14 protein-coding genes are annotated in these 14623 nt (G+C 63.2%); 5 read left to right on the top strand and 9 right to left on the bottom strand.

Annotated elements, in window-relative coordinates; all coding sequences use genetic code 11:
• Positions 1-35: 35 nt before the first annotated feature.
• The 4 genes from B4M43_RS02440 to B4M43_RS02425 form a co-directional block, all read right to left on the bottom strand.
• Positions 36-383, bottom strand: coding sequence for a hypothetical protein (locus B4M43_RS02440; protein ID WP_296263846.1), 348 nt, complete (start codon positions 381-383; stop codon positions 36-38).
• A gap of 97 nt (positions 384-480) precedes the next feature.
• Positions 481-936, bottom strand: coding sequence for a phosphohistidine phosphatase SixA (sixA, locus tag B4M43_RS02435; protein ID WP_296263844.1), 456 nt, complete (start codon positions 934-936; stop codon positions 481-483).
• On the bottom strand, positions 933-1307 hold the full coding sequence (locus B4M43_RS02430; RefSeq protein ID WP_296263842.1) for a DUF4389 domain-containing protein: 375 nt from the start codon (positions 1305-1307) through the stop codon (positions 933-935). The genes sixA and B4M43_RS02430 overlap by 4 nt, the downstream gene beginning before the upstream one ends.
• A 15-nt stretch (positions 1308-1322) precedes the next feature.
• Positions 1323-2348, bottom strand: coding sequence for an NAD(P)H-dependent glycerol-3-phosphate dehydrogenase (locus B4M43_RS02425; RefSeq protein ID WP_296263841.1), 1026 nt, complete (start codon positions 2346-2348; stop codon positions 1323-1325).
• A 358-nt stretch (positions 2349-2706) separates the two neighbouring features.
• Between B4M43_RS02425 and B4M43_RS02420 the strand changes: the two genes are divergently transcribed.
• From B4M43_RS02420 to fabB, 4 genes are all read left to right on the top strand, one after another.
• Positions 2707-3594: an ABC transporter substrate-binding protein gene (locus tag B4M43_RS02420; protein WP_296263839.1), complete on the top strand. Its 888-nt coding sequence runs from the start codon at positions 2707-2709 to the stop codon at positions 3592-3594.
• A complete protein-coding gene (locus tag B4M43_RS02415) occupies positions 3591-5510 on the top strand; it encodes a response regulator (RefSeq protein WP_296263837.1) in 1920 nt (639 codons plus the stop codon). Before B4M43_RS02420 ends, B4M43_RS02415 begins: the two co-directional genes overlap by 4 nt.
• A 225-nt stretch (positions 5511-5735) precedes the next feature.
• Positions 5736-6251 carry a 3-hydroxyacyl-[acyl-carrier-protein] dehydratase FabA gene (gene fabA, locus B4M43_RS02410; RefSeq protein WP_296263835.1) on the top strand — a complete coding sequence of 172 codons (516 nt, stop codon included), beginning with the start codon at positions 5736-5738 and terminating at the stop codon, positions 6249-6251.
• A gap of 11 nt (positions 6252-6262) precedes the next feature.
• On the top strand, positions 6263-7483 hold the full coding sequence (gene fabB / locus B4M43_RS02405) for a beta-ketoacyl-ACP synthase I (protein ID WP_296263834.1): 1221 nt from the start codon (positions 6263-6265) through the stop codon (positions 7481-7483).
• A gap of 77 nt (positions 7484-7560) precedes the next feature.
• Here the strand turns inward: fabB and B4M43_RS02400 are convergent, their stop codons facing one another.
• The 3 genes from B4M43_RS02400 to htpG all read right to left on the bottom strand — a co-directional run bounded on the left by B4M43_RS02400 (position 7561) and on the right by htpG (position 11426).
• On the bottom strand, positions 7561-8565 hold the full coding sequence (locus B4M43_RS02400) for an amidohydrolase family protein (RefSeq protein WP_296263832.1): 1005 nt from the start codon (positions 8563-8565) through the stop codon (positions 7561-7563).
• Between the two features lie 129 nt (positions 8566-8694).
• Positions 8695-9420, bottom strand: a complete 726-nt coding sequence (locus B4M43_RS02395; protein ID WP_296263830.1) for a dienelactone hydrolase family protein — start codon at positions 9418-9420, stop codon at positions 8695-8697.
• Between the two features lie 98 nt (positions 9421-9518).
• On the bottom strand, positions 9519-11426 hold the full coding sequence (gene htpG / locus B4M43_RS02390; protein ID WP_296263828.1) for a molecular chaperone HtpG: 1908 nt from the start codon (positions 11424-11426) through the stop codon (positions 9519-9521).
• Between the two features lie 353 nt (positions 11427-11779).
• Here htpG and B4M43_RS02385 point away from each other — a divergent pair, with 353 nt between their 5' ends.
• On the top strand, positions 11780-12070 hold the full coding sequence (locus B4M43_RS02385) for a hypothetical protein (RefSeq protein WP_296263931.1): 291 nt from the start codon (positions 11780-11782) through the stop codon (positions 12068-12070).
• 52 nt (positions 12071-12122) lie between these two features.
• Here B4M43_RS02385 and B4M43_RS02380 read toward each other — a convergent pair whose 3' ends face one another.
• Positions 12123-12887 (bottom strand): DUF599 domain-containing protein, encoded by a 765-nt coding sequence (locus B4M43_RS02380; RefSeq protein ID WP_296263826.1) that lies wholly within the window; start codon positions 12885-12887, stop codon positions 12123-12125.
• A 165-nt stretch (positions 12888-13052) separates the two neighbouring features.
• Positions 13053-14366 (bottom strand): branched-chain amino acid transport system II carrier protein, encoded by a 1314-nt coding sequence (brnQ, locus tag B4M43_RS02375; RefSeq protein WP_296263825.1) that lies wholly within the window; start codon positions 14364-14366, stop codon positions 13053-13055.
• Positions 14367-14623 lie beyond the last annotated feature (257 nt).

Here is a 14623-nt window from a genome sequence, read left to right as displayed (position 1 = left end):
CCCAGAACGGTCATTGCCCATGGCGATCAGGTCAGTCACGGCGGGTCGAAACTGAGCAGCGAGCGTCGCAGGCAAGCCTGCATGTACGCGATTTGCGCCTCCAGCGCTTCACGCGCCAAGGTCTGGTCCGGGCGCCCGAGCTTGCGCCGGCGCAGGGCCAGGCAACTGCTTTGCAGCAGGTGCGCCATGCGCGCACTGAGCATGCGCAGCTCTTCGAGGTCGTCGGGGTGGCCAAGCTTGCGGATCAGTTGATCGAGCTTGGCGTTGGCGCTGTCCTGAAGCAGGCGGTACTCGGCAAAATCGAGCGATTGGTCGCTCTCCACTTTCAACACGGTCGCGCGCAAGTCCGCCGACCCTACCAACTCCAGATACCGAGTGCTCATCAAGGCGACTTCCCTGGGCTCTGCCCCTGCGTGTAGCGAAAAACTAGCAAGGGCCCGCAGCGATCGGCAACTGACAAAAATGTCAGTTGCGTAGCCTTCAGGAATGATGAAGCGCCTTGAGGGTCATCAGACCGGGCAACGGCCAGTCGCCTTCAAGTTCGGCCAAGCTGGCTGTCCCTAGCGGCGCGGGCTGTTGACGATGGCCCTGCTCGAGCAACGTCACCAGAATGCCGACCAGGGGTTGATGGCTGACCAGCAATACCTCCTCCAGCTCCAGCTTCTCGAGCATGGCGATGACGTGCTGCGCATCGCTGTCGGGCGTCAGCCAATCGACCGTGGTGACCGGCGGCGCCAGGTTCGACGCGCCGTGCACCAGCGCAGCGGTTTGCTGGGCACGCACGTAAGGGCTGGCGAGGATCGCCTGAAGCGGCTGGCCTTGCAGGTGCAGGGCGCTGCGAAGCACCTGTTCGCGTCCCTGGGCGGTGAGGCGTCGTTCGGCATCGCTGTTGGCGCGCAGCTCGGCCTCGCCGTGGCGCAGTACCCACAACTTCATGGTTTAGGGGTCCCGTCTTCAGCAGGTGCGGCCGGCTGCACGGGTTGAACCGGCTGCGCGGCCGGTTCGACCACGTGCGCCGCTTCGCCCTGCGGCGGCCGTGGAGTTGGCCAGTCGCTGAACGGCCAGGGTTTCTGGTCGGTATGGAAGGTGCCGAAGCGGCCGATCTGCGCCAGATACTGGCTCAGGCTGTCGCCCAGGTTCATCACGCTGGCGCTCGGGGCGCCGTAGACCAGACGGTAGACCAGTTGCACCAGCACCAACGCGCCAAGCAGCACCTCGGCCAGTTGCCAGACCAGTAGAAAGACCAGCATCCACAGCACGCGCAGCAGGATCGATTCGTGTTCACCGCGTTCCGGGGTCGGGTTCATGTGTCACTCCTTGGCTCAGTTGAAGCCGTCGATCGAAATGAAATCGACGTCGGTCTTGGGTTCGGCGCGCATCAGGTGTTCGATCACCTGATCCAGCGTACGCCCTTCGAAGAGAATGGCATGCAGGCCGGCGACCAGGGGCATGTACACCTGCGCCTGCTGGGCCTTGGCCATCAGCACCTTGATCGTGTTGACGCCCTCGGCGACTTCGCCCAAACGCTCGACCGCCTCGGCCAGCGACAAGCCCTCGCCCAGCGCGTGGCCCACTTGGTAGTTGCGGCTCTTGGGCGAGGAGCAGGTGACGATCAGATCGCCGACCCCGGCCAGGCCCAGGAACGTCATGGGGTTGGCGCCCTGGCTGACGGCAAAGCGGGTCATCTCGGCGAGGGCGCGGGTGATCAGCATGCTCTTGGTGTTCTCGCCCATCCCCAAGGCCGCGGCCAGGCCGGCGATGATGGCGTAGACGTTCTTCAAGGCCCCGCCCAGCTCCACGCCGAAACGGTCGGTGCTGGCGTAGACGCGAAAGGTGCGGCCGTGCAGCACTGCCTGCACCTGTTGGCACAGGGCCTGGTCTTCGCTGGCCACCACAGTGGCGGTCAGCGCATGCTCGGCGATTTCGCGTGCGAGGTTGGGGCCCGATAGCACGCCGATACGCGCCTGCGGAGCGATCTCCTCGAGAATCTGGCTCATCAGTTTGAAGCTCTGCGCTTCGATGCCCTTGGTCAGGCTGATCAAGCCCTTGCCGCCGAGCAAGGCGGCATGGGGCGCCAGCACGCTGCGCAAGGCGCTGGAAGGCAAGGCCACGAACATCAGGTCGCAGCCTTGCAGAGTGGCGAGCAGGTCGCTGACCGGTTCGACGCCGTCGTGTACGCGGATGCCCTTGAGGTAACGCGGGTTCTCACGTTTCACACGCATCGTTTCGGCTTGCTGCGGGTCGCGCATCCATTGGCGTACCGGCACGCCGTTCTCGGCCAGCAGGTTGGCCACGGCGGTGCCGAAACTGCCGCCTCCAAGCACCGCGACGGGTTGCTGTTGAGTCATATGTCGTCCATCGAACCGTTGAATTGAGTGCGCCGGGCGCATTATACGGGTGTGCCTGCGCATCACCAGCGCCGACAGGCAAGCTGCCGCTCGCGCCGAGCACGCTGGTAAAAGCCGCGCGGTGGTTTACCATAGCCGGCTTGCCCCCGACCCAAGGCCGTCCCGTGTCCCCTGGCGCGTCAATAGCCCCTTGCCTATCCTGCTGCGGCCCACGCGACGGCTTCGCCGTGGGCGTTCGCCTGCCACTGCCTGTCGGCCTGGCGCGTAGCGGTATGACCATGGCCATGGGCAAAGGATTCAGGAACGTCGCCAAGACCCAGGCGACATCGCGCAATGCCGTCGCCGGAGCGCGGCGCTGATGTGGCGGGCACTGCGCATCGTGGGGTTGTGGCTGTTGCCCTTGGCCGGATCCTCCGCCGCCGACGTGCTGCTGGTCGGTGCCCAGGCACAGCCCAGCTACCGAAGCTTCAGCGCCGGGCTGCAAGTGCGCCGTAGCGACGACGTCGTGCAATTTCGCAGCGTTGGGCAAATGCCCGCACCGGCCACCCTCAAGCCCGATGTGCGCCTGATCCTGCTCGACGATGCGGCGCTGGACTGGCGCCTGGGGCAAAGCGCCGGCCCGACGGCACTGGTGCTGCGCATCAACCGCGTCCAGGCGCAGCAGCGCTGGCCGCATCAGCGCCCGGCCTTCCTGACCCTGCTATGGAGCGATCCGCCACCGGCGCGGCAACTGCGCCTGATCCACTACCTGCTGCCCAAGGCTCGCCGGGTCGGGGTGCTGCACAGCGAACGCAGCCAGTTTCTGCTCGACGAGCTACGCCCCGTCGCCCATCGACTGGGCCTGGAGATCGTGCCGCAAGCCTGGAACGGCCCGCGTAACAGCCGTGCGCTGCAACAAGTACTGGCCGACAGTGACGTGCTGTTGGGCCTGGACGACCCCGAGCTGTACAACGCCCTCACGGCGAAGAACCTGTTGCTCAGCAGTTACAGCCGCCAGCTCGCGTTGATCGGCCCTACCGCAGGCTTCGTGCGTGCCGGCGCCCTGGCCAGCACCTTCAGCGACCAGACCGATTGGCTGGCCGTGCTCGACCGCCTGCTCGACCAGCCCGCCGCGCAGTGGCCGCGCAGCCTCTATCCGAGCCAGTTCGGCGTCAGCGGCAACCAACGGGTGGCGCATACCCTGGGGCTCGAGCCCATCGACTCCACCGCGGCCGCGCTGGCGATCGAAGAAGTGCCAAGCCCATGAGCAAGCGCCTGAGTTGGGACATCCACACCCGCACCCAGATCATCAGCCTCGGCCCTGCCCTGCTGTTGACCCTGCTGCTGATCGGCTTCTTCACCTTCGTACGCTTGCAGGACCTGCGCCAGGAACTCAACCACACCGGTCAACTGATCGCCAACCAGCTGGCGCCGGGCTCGGAGTACGGCGTGATTTCGGGCAACAACGACATGCTCGAAAGCCTCATGCGCGCGACCTTGAGCATTCCCCACGTGCGCTTTCTCGAAGTGCAGGACAGCCGCAACCACATTCTGGTCTACGTCGAGCAGGCGGACGAAAGTCTCAACCGCGCGCAACGGGTGGAAGTGTTCCAGGCGGCCATCCGTTTGCAGCAGATTCGCCTGGACGACGACTTCCTGCAGCCGGGCACCGCCGCGCCCAACGTCGGCGACGACTATCTGGGCCGGGTGATCGTCGGCATGTCGGACGACGCCTTCAGCGAGCGCCAGCAGGAGATGGTAATCAAGGCCGGCATCCTGGCCTTGTGCGCCCTGCTGTTCACCTTTTTCCTCGCGCGGCGCCTGGCGACCCGGCTGTCGACCCCGATCAGCGCCATGGGCGAGGCGGTACGGGCGATCCAGCAAGGCGACTTCACCACCCATGTACCGGTGGTGGACGACAGCGAACTCGGCCACCTGGCGGCGCACATCAACAACCTGGCCTTCGCCTTGGAGCAGGCCAGCGACGAGCAGCGCCAGGCCATGGCCCAGGTGGTCCAGGCCCGCGAAGAAGCCGAGCAGGCGAACCGCGCCAAGTCCGACTTCCTGGCGATGATGAGCCACGAACTGCGCACGCCGATGAACGGTGTGCTGGGCATGCTGCAGTTGCTCGACACTACGGAACTGACGCCCGAGCAGGCCGAGTACACCAGTGTGGCCAGCGAATCGACCGGGCACCTGCTCAAGGTCATCAACGACATCCTGGACTTCTCGCGCATCGAGCGCACCACGCTGCAACTGGAGTCGATCGATTTCAACCTGGGCGAACTGATCGCCAACTGCGTGCATTCCTTCCAGCATGGCGCCGACCAACGCGGTCTGAACTTGCGCCTGCAAGCGCCGGAGAGCCTCGAAGCTTTGCAGGTGAAGGGGGATCCGACGCGGATTCGGCAGATCCTGCTCAATCTGATCGGCAACGCCCTGAAGTTCACCGAGCGTGGCGAGGTGGTGGTCGAGGCTGGGTGGCGATTGATCGAACACGAGCAGATCCGCTTCGTCTGCGCGGTGCGCGATACCGGCATCGGCATCGACGACCAGCGTCTGGAAACGATGTTCGTCGCCTTCCAGCAAGCCGACAGTTCGATCTCGCGCCGTTATGGCGGTACCGGCCTGGGCCTGTCGATCGCACGGACCCTGGCCGAGCGCATGGGCGGCGTGCTGTACGCCCAGAGCCGCGAAGGGCTGGGCTCGACCTTCACCCTGGAAATGCCGCTCGCGCTGTCGCAACTGCCGACCTTGGCGCCGCGTGCGCCGGCCGTGCCTGCCGCCCCCCGCCAGGAACGGCCGGTGCTGCTGGTAGAGGACAATCCGGTCAACCGCAGCGTGATCGAAGCCATGCTGCGCAGCCTGGGCTTGCAGACCTGCGTCGCCGGCGACGGCCAGCAGGCTTTGGAGCAGATCCAGCAACGACGCTTCGCGGCGGTATTGATGGACTGCCGTTTGCCGTTGATGGATGGCTACGAGGCGACGCGACGGATCCGGGCGTTGGCCGAAGGGCGCGACCTGCCGATCATCGCCCTGACCGCCAGCGCCTTGCAGGGCGACCGCGAACGCTGCCTGGCAGCCGGGATGAACGACTACCTGAGCAAACCACTCAAACGCACCGAACTGCTGGACGTTTTGCAACGCTGGCTGCCCGATCACGACGTGTCGGGTAGCGATTGAGAAAGAATTGCGGCAGTCTTAATGTGCTGCCCGCACTGGACAGGACCGTCGCATAGCCTGAAAATGCACGTTTCAGTGAACACCTGTACTTGTTTACCGGACGCACTGTGACTTTCACTACAACGCAATAGTCTACCTGTAGGCTGCCGCCCCACTGACGCAAGGCGTTCGGGGGTTGGCCGGGAAGATTCGTCCCCTGCCACAGGGGGTTATTGAGGAGCTCGCATGACCAAACAAAACGCCTTTACTCGGGAAGACCTGCTGCGCTGCAGTCGCGGTGAGCTGTTCGGCCCAGGTAATGCGCAACTGCCCGCCCCGAACATGCTGATGGTGGACCGCATCACCCATATCAGCGCCGAGGGTGGCAAGTACGGCAAAGGTGAATTGGTCGCCGAGCTGGATATCACGCCCGACCTGTGGTTCTTCGCCTGCCACTTCGAAGGCGACCCGGTCATGCCGGGCTGCCTGGGCCTCGATGCCATGTGGCAACTGGTCGGGTTCTACCTGGGCTGGCAAGGCTTGCCGGGCCGCGGCCGGGCGCTGGGTTCGGGTGAGGTGAAGTTCTTCGGGCAGGTCCTGCCGACCGCCAAGACGGTCACCTACAACATCCACATCAAGCGCGTCCTCAAGGGCAAGCTGAACATGGCCATTGCCGACGGCACGGTCAGCGTCGATGGTAAAGAGATCTACACCGCTGAAAGCCTGCGGGTCGGCGTGTTCACCTCCACAGACAACTTCTAAGGGTCATTCGCATGCGCCGCGTCGTTATTACTGGTTTGGGCATCGTTTCGTGCCTGGGCAATGACAAAGCTACTGTCACCGAAAGCCTGCGCAACAGCCGTCCAGGTATCCGTTACAATCCGGAATACAAGGAACAAGGCCTGCGCAGCCAGGTGTCCGGCTCCATCGACCTCAACCTCGAAGAACTGATCGACCGCAAGGTGTTCCGCTTCGTCGGTCATGCCGCCGCCTACGCCTACCTGGCCATGCAGGACGCCATCAAGGATGCCGGCCTGACCGAAGAGCAGGTCTCCAACCCGCGTACCGGCCTGGTCGCCGGTTCCGGTGGCGCGTCCACGCTGAACCAGATGGAAGCGCTGGATACCCTGCGCGAAAAAGGCGTCAAGCGCGTCGGCCCGTACCGCGTCACCCGCACCATGGGCAGCACCGTTTCGGCCTGCCTGGCCACGCCGTTCAAGATCAAGGGCATCAACTACTCGATCTCCTCGGCCTGCGCGACCAGCGCACACTGCATCGGCACCGCGCTGGAGCAGATCCAGTGGGGCAAGCAGGACATCGTCTTCGCCGGCGGCGGCGAAGAAGAGCACTGGAGCCAATCGTTCCTGTTCGACGCCATGGGTGCGCTGTCGACCAAGCGCAACGAGACGCCGGAGTCGGCCTCGCGCGCTTACGACGCCGACCGTGACGGCTTCGTCATCGCCGGCGGCGGCGGCATGGTGGTGGTCGAGGAACTCGAACACGCCCTGGCCCGCGGCGCCAAGATCTACGCCGAAATCATCGGCTACGGCGCTACCTCCGATGGCTACGACATGGTCGCGCCAAGCGGCGAAGGCGCCATCCGCTGCATGCAGCAGGCGCTGTCCACCGTCGACACGCCGATCGACTACCTCAACACCCACGGCACCTCCACTCCGGTCGGCGACGTCGCCGAGATGAAGGGCGTACGTGAAGTGTTCGGCGACAAGGCACCGGCCATCAGCTCCACCAAGAGCCTGTCCGGTCACTCGCTGGGCGCCGCAGGTGTGCACGAGGCGATCTACTGCCTGCTGATGATGGAAAACAACTTCATCGCCGGTTCGGCCAACATCGACGAACTGGACCCAGCGGTCGCCGACCTGCCGATCCAGCGCACTACCGTCGAAAACGCCAAGATCGACACCGTGATGAGCAACAGCTTCGGCTTCGGTGGCACCAACGCCACCCTGGTGCTCAAGCGCTGGCAGGGCAAGTGACACTGTAGGCAGCAACTGAAAACGCCCCGACTGGTTCGGGGCGTTTTCGTTTCTGCGGTTGGCCTGATGGCTGGGCGTCAACGACCTTTGGGCAATAAGGCGAGGAAGTTGTCGCGCGCCACCTTATGGGCCACCGTCTCGGGCAAGGCGTCGAGAAACGGATCGAAGCCCTTCATCTGCTCGCCGATGCTGTCGAAACGCCCCACCACGTCGGAGCCGAGCATGAACCGGTCCGGGAAGCGCTGGACCAGATCGAGCCAGCCCTGCCGTGGCTTGCCCTGCTCGTCCAGCAGATAGGGTTCGAGCACGCTCCAGGACAGGTCGACGTACAGGTTCGGGTAGGTTTCCAGCAGCCGCGTCAGGGTCGGCAGAAGGAATTTCATCTGCGTCTGATGGCGATGGATCTCCATGCTGCTGCCGGCATGGGCCCAGATGAAGCGCGTGGTCGGATGGTCGCGCAGCGGCTGCTCGATCTCCTCCAGGTACAGCGCGTTGCGCTCGCGCTTGGAGGTGATGTTGGAGTGCACCAACACCGGCAGGTCGCGCTTGCCGGCCAAGGTGTAGATCAGGTTCATGGCTTCGTTGTTGGCCCTGGGCGTGTCGCCACTGGTCAGAGCCGTGAGGTCGTCGTGGCGGGTGAAGACTTCGCCGATGCCTTGCCACAGCCCTGGGTACAGGTCGAGCATGCGCTCGATGTGCTTGGCCGAGTTCTTGTCGACCGGGTTGAAGCCGCTGAGAAACGGATGGAAGCGCTGACGTTGTTCCGGGTTCAAGGCCTGCAGGGCTGCGGCGACGTACACGTCGGTGGCGCTGTACCAGTAGGCGCTGGCATCGTCGCCTGCGTAGTAGCGAGGCCGTTTGGGTTCGTCTTCGTGCCATTTCTTGGCCACCGGAATGCCGGAAATCATCGACTGATCGACGCCCGCCTCGTCCATGGCCTTGAGCAAGGCGGGCATGCCTTCAGTCTCCTGGAAGAAGTCGACGTAATGCAGGTGGGCGTCGGTGTAGCGGTATTCGCGCGCCAGGCAGGGTTGCGACAGCAGGCCGGAACAGATCACGGCGACGAGCGCTCTGGCGATCATGGCGGGGGCTTCCTTCATCGAATTGAAGCCCGATAGACCCGCGCCTGGAGCCCAGGGTTCAGCCCTGCCCTGCCCTGTGCGCCAGCCCTGGAATAACGGGCCGACGCCTCGGCACGGACGGTTGTCCGATCAGCGTGCGAACACCTCGTCCAGTAGGTTGTACATGGCGGTGAACGCCCGCTCCGCCACTTTACGGTTGTACTGGTTCTTACCCGGCACGTTGGCATCGGGGTCGGTGAACGAGTGCACCGCTCCGCCGTAGCTGGTCAACTGCCAGTCCACATCGGCAGCGGACATTTCCGCCTCGAACGCCGGCAGCTGCTCTTTGGGCACCAGAGGGTCCTGGGCACCGTGCAACACCAGCACGGCACCTTCGATCCGTTTGGCGTCGTCCGGGTCAGGGGTATCGAGTGTGCCGTGGAAAGAGATCGCCGCCTTGAGGTCCGCCCCGCTGCGTGCCTGCTCCAGCGCGCAGCAGCCGCCGAAACAGAAGCCGAAGGCCGCCACCTTGCCCGGCGCCAGCACCACGCGGGACTGGCCCAGCAACTGCGCGAGCGCTTCGTTCATGCGCTTGCGCAGCTCATTGCGGTCTTCCTTGAGGGGCATCATGGCTGCCAGCGCTTCGTCGGCGTTGCTCGGGCGCAGCGTTTGCCCATAGAGGTCTACCAGCAACACCACGTAGCCGCGGCTGGCGACTTCCTGGGCGATGCGCTCGGCACCCGGGGTAACGCCCATCCAGTTCGGCGCCATGATCAGCGCCGGCCGTGGCAGGCCGTCCTGGGCATAGACCAGACGGCTTTCGAAGGTCTGGCCGGAACAACGGTAGGTCAGTGATTCGGTGATGACCTTGCTCATGTACTTCTCCTGTGTTTTCACGTCGCGGCCGCCACGCAGCGTGCGCCGGCCCCATGAAAAAAGCCCGCCGAAGCGGGCTTTCGTACAGACGCATCAACTCAAGCAGACAGCTCGACCAGCAGCTTGTTCAGACGGCGCACATAGGCCGCCGGGTCTTTCAAACTGTCGCCCGCGGCCAGGGCAGCCTGGTCGAAGAGGATATGCGACAGTTCGGCGAAGCGGTCTTCGCTCTGCTCATGGTCGAGCTTTTCGATCAACGGATGGCTCGGGTTGAATTCGAAGATCGGCTTGGAGTCCGGCACCTTCTGCCCGCTCGCCTCCAGGATCTGACGCATTTGCAACCCCAAGTCCTGCTCGCCGATGGCCAGAATCGCCGGAGAATCGGTCAAACGGTGCGACACACGCACTTCGGCGACGCTGTCGCCCAGTGCGGTTTTCAAACGCTCGACCAAGCCTTCCTTATCCTTGGCGACTTCTTCCTGGGCTTTCTTGTCTTCCTCGGAATCCAAGGCGCCCAAGTCCAGATCGCCGCGCGCGACATCGACGAACTGCTTGCCGTCGAACTCGGTGAGGTAGCTCATCAGCCACTCGTCGATGCGGTCGGTCAGCAGCAGCACTTCGATGCCTTTCTTGCGGAAGACTTCCAGGTGCGGGCTGTTCTTGACCTGCGCGTAGGACTCGCCGGTGAGGTAGTAGACCTTGTCCTGGCCGTCCTTTGCGCGTGCCAGGTAGTCGGCCAGCGATACGTCCTGCTCGCCGTTCTCGCCCTGGGTGGAGGCGAAGCGCAGCAGGCCGGCGATCTTTTCCTTGTTGGCGAAGTCTTCGGCCGGACCTTCTTTCAGCACCTGGCCGAAGTTTTTCCAGAAGCCTTTGTATTGCTCGGGCTCGTTCTTGGCCAACTTCTCCAGCATGTCCAGCACGCGCTTGGTCAACGCGGTTTTCATGGAGTCGATGATCGGGTCTTTCTGCAGGATTTCCCGCGACACGTTCAGCGACAGGTCGTTGGAGTCGACCACACCTTTGATGAAGCGCAGGTACAGCGGCAGGAACGACTCGGCCTGGTCCATGATGAACACGCGTTGCACGTACAGCTTCAAGCCGCGTGGCGCTTCGCGCTGGTACAGGTCGAACGGCGCACGGGCCGGCACGTACAGCAGCGAGTTGTACTCAAGCTTGCCCTCGACCTTGTTGTGGCTCCAGGTCAGCGGGTTTTCGAAGTCGTGGCCGATGTGCTTGTAGAACTCTTGGTACTCCTCGTCCTTGACCTCGGAACGCGAACGCGTCCACAGGGCGCTGGCGCGGTTGACCGTTTCCCACTCCTGCGCAGGCGCCTCTTCGCCCTCGGCCGCTTCGGCCTGCTCTTTGGGCAGCTCGATCGGCAAGGCGATGTGATCGGAGTACTTCTTGATCACGTTGCGCAGGCGCCAGCCGTCGGCGAACTCGTCTTCACCGGCTTTGAGGTGCAGCACGATGCGGGTACCGCGCTCGGGCTTGTCGATGGTCTCGACCTCGAAGTCACCCTCGCCCTTGGACGACCAGTGCACACCCTCGGCGGCCGGCTGGCCGGCGCGACGGCTGAACACGTCGACCTTGTCGGCGACGATGAAGGCCGAGTAGAAGCCCACGCCGAACTGACCGATCAGGTGCGAGTCCTTCTTCTGGTCGCCGGTGAGGTTCTTCATGAAGTCGGCAGTGCCGGACTTGGCGATGGTACCCAGGTGGGTGATGACGTCCTGGCGGCTCATGCCGATGCCGTTGTCTTCCAGGGTCACGGTATTGGCCGCTTTGTCGAAGCTGACGCGGATCTTGAGTTCCGAGTCGCCTTCGAGCAGCTCGGGCTTGGCCAGGGCTTCGAAACGCAGCTTGTCGGCGGCGTCGGAGGCGTTGGAGATCAGCTCACGCAGGAAGATTTCCTTGTTCGAATACAAGGAATGAATCATCAGGTGCAGCAGTTGCTTCACTTCGGTCTGGAAGCCCAGGGTTTCCTTTTGAGTATCCACACTCATGGTCTTCAAAACTCCAATTGGTTGGCGGAGGTCGCCGTGACGGCCAAGGCCTGCTTTCAGGGCGGGATGTCCAACAGATGGGGGCTGGCTCAGGCATTTCAAGGGGCGAGATTTACAACCGCTCTAGAATCTGCCGAAGCATGCGCATGCGCGGCGTGCGCGTGCACTTACAAGTGCGAGCCTTTGCCGAGGTAGTAATAAAACGCACCTTCAGCCACACACGCCGAAGCAACAAGGCCTGTATGTGTGCTTTCACGACAACCCGCTGTTTATCTGAAATGGACTTGGAACTTCTTTCGCAGGGCACAACTCGAAGCAACAAGTCAGTTATTCACCCACGGAGATACACAATCATGCGTAAACCTTTTGCTTTTGCTCTGATGTTGGCCGCTACCCTGGGCTTGGCCGCTTGCGATAAAGCCAGCGAAGACAAAGCCCAGGACGCACAGGAGCATTCCCAGAACGCTCAGGAAAAAATGAACGACGCTCAGGACAAGGTCAACGAAGCGAACGAAGAGAAAGCCAAAGCTGCTGCCGACCAGGCCGAAGCCCAGCAGAAAGCCGCTGAAGAAGCGCGCGACGACGCCACGCCAGCTACCACTGCACCGAACACCACCGTTCCTGCAGAGCCTGCCAAGCAGTAATTGCCTGGCGGTAATAAAAAACCCGGCGATGCCGGGTTTTTTTATGCGCCGATTAAACCGATTGCGTTTGCGATTGACCGGGCACGGCGTCTTTGGCCGCTTCATTCGGCGCACTTTCGGTGGCAGTGAACACCATCACTTCGAGTACATCCGAATGGAATTCGCGCCGATAGAGAATCAGCACGACACCGACGGTGGTCAGCATGAACATCCAGGGGCTGATGAACCAGGTCAACAGGGCCATTCCGAAGTAGTAGGCGCGCAATCCCAGGTTGAACTGGTTGGCCGCCAACGACAACACACGCGCTGCCCTTGCCGCAAAAGCGTTGCGCTGCTGCTCGCTGACCTGCCGTTCGCCGATCATCGGCGCCGAACCGACCACGACTGCCGCGAAATTGTACTGGCGCATGCACCAGCTGAAGGTGAAGAAGGCATAGACGAAGACCATCGCCAGGCACAGCAGCTTGAGCTCCGAGATGCCTTGGGAAGCTGGCTGCACCAAGGGCAGATCGGCCAACAGCGACAGGGCGCGGTCCGAAGCGCCGAGCACGGTGAGGATGCCGGCCAGGATGATCAGGGTGCTGGAGGCGAAGAACGAGGCATTGCGTTCCAGATTGCCGATCACGCTGGCATCGGCGATGCGGTTGTCGCGCATCAGCATGCGTCGCATCCAGTCTTCACGGTACAGGTGCAACACGCTGGCCAGACACGCGGTGTCCCGGGCTTTCCAGAGGGCATAGCGGGTGTAGCCGCCCCAAGCCAGGGCGAACCAGCAGACAGCCAGCAAGTGGTTGAGGTTGTTTTCGATGAAGATCATGGGCGGCCTCGAACGCTGAACGATGCACAGGTATAGACCGATGTTCGACGTTCGGTGCGGTGAAAAGGCACGCCTTTTTCGCGCAGATAAAAAAACCCCGCAGCTCACTGCGGGGTTTCTTGCGACTCAGGCCTCCGGTTATCCAACCCGGCCTGCCGCGAAGCGTCAGGCCAGCGCTTCTTGCGACTGACCGAGCATGCGGTCCACGGCGAAACACACTACCAGCGCGGCCAGCGACGGCACCAGCCAGGCCAGGCCCTGCTCGCTAAGCGGCAGATTGGCGACCAGGTCCGGCAGGTAATGCGCCAGGCTGCTGCCTTTGATGGCGTCGATGACGCCGAATATCAGCGACACCAGCATCACTGGGCCCAGGACGCGTGCTGGGGCATTGAACAGGCCTTTGACGAAGCTCAAGGCCACCATCACGATGCAGGGCGGATAGATCGCCGTCAGCACGGGAATGGAGAACATGATCAGCTTGGTCAGGCCCAGGTTCGACACCAGCAGCGAAAAGCCGGCCAGAATCACCACCAGCGCACGGTAGGACACCGGCAGGATCTGACTGAAGTACTCGGCGCAGGCGCAGGTCAGGCCGACGGCCGTGACCAGACAGGCCAAGGCGATCAGCACCGCCAGGAAGCCGCTGCCCAGCGAACCGAAGGTGTGCTGCACGTAAGCGTGCAGTACCGCGGCACCGTTGCTGGCTCCCATGGCGATGTCGTGGCTGCCGGCACCCAGGCGGAACAGGCTGACGTACACCAGTGCCAGGCCGACACCGGCGATCAGGCCGGCGATGATGGCGTAGCGGGTGATCAGCTTGGGCGATTCGACGCCACGCGAGCGGATGGCATTGACGATGACGATGCCGAACACCAACGCACCCAGGGTATCCATGGTCAGATAACCGCTGATGAAGCCCTGGGAGAACGGCGAAGCCACGTAGGCCTGCTGCGCTTCACCGATGTCGCCTGCCGGCAATGCGAAGGCGGCGATGCCGAGCGCGGCCAGGGCGATGATCTTCAGCGGCGCCAGGAAGCGGCCCACGGTATCGAGCAGCTTGCCGGGATACATCGACACGGCCAGCACGATCAGGAAATACACCAGGCTGTAGATGAACAACGCCAGTGGGCTTTCACCCGTCAGCGGCGCCACACCCACCTCGAACGAGACGGTGGCGGTGCGCGGGGTGGCGAACAGCGGGCCGACCGACAGGTAGCACACCGCCGCCAGCAGGCCGCCGAAGAACTTGCCGATCGGGCTGCTCAGCGCGTCCATGCCGCCACCGACCTTGGCCAGCGCGACCACGGTGATGACCGGCAGGCCCACGGCCGTGACCAGAAAGCCCAAGGCGGCCATCCACACGTTGGGGCCAGCCTGCAAACCGACGATGGGCGGGAAGATGATGTTGCCGGCGCCTACGAACAGGGCGAACGTCATGAAGCCAAGCGCCAGGATGTCCTGGCCTTTTAACACTTTCATTTAGGGAAGTACCACACTGCTGAAATCGGGAGTCGAGAAGGGATTGCCCTAGGGATGAGGGAAATGCTGCCCGGCGTGATGAGCCAGACCCGTTTAGCGTGTCGGTCCCTTTTGGGGATCGGGCACAAAATGGCGCGTAGGTTACCCAATTTGCCGGGAAAACACACGGCGCCCCGCCACCCTGTCCGATAGGCGACTGTTCTTGTCGTCTAAACGACCAGACGTGTAGGAAAGTTACTCGCCGAATGGCGCAACGT

Source organism: Pseudomonas sp. UBA6562 (genome assembly GCF_002434265.1).
In the GTDB taxonomy this organism is placed as follows: Bacteria; Pseudomonadota; Gammaproteobacteria; order Pseudomonadales; family Pseudomonadaceae; genus Aquipseudomonas.
The sequence above is the reverse complement of the archived record's forward strand: the minus strand, read 5'-3'. Positions and strand labels throughout refer to the sequence as shown.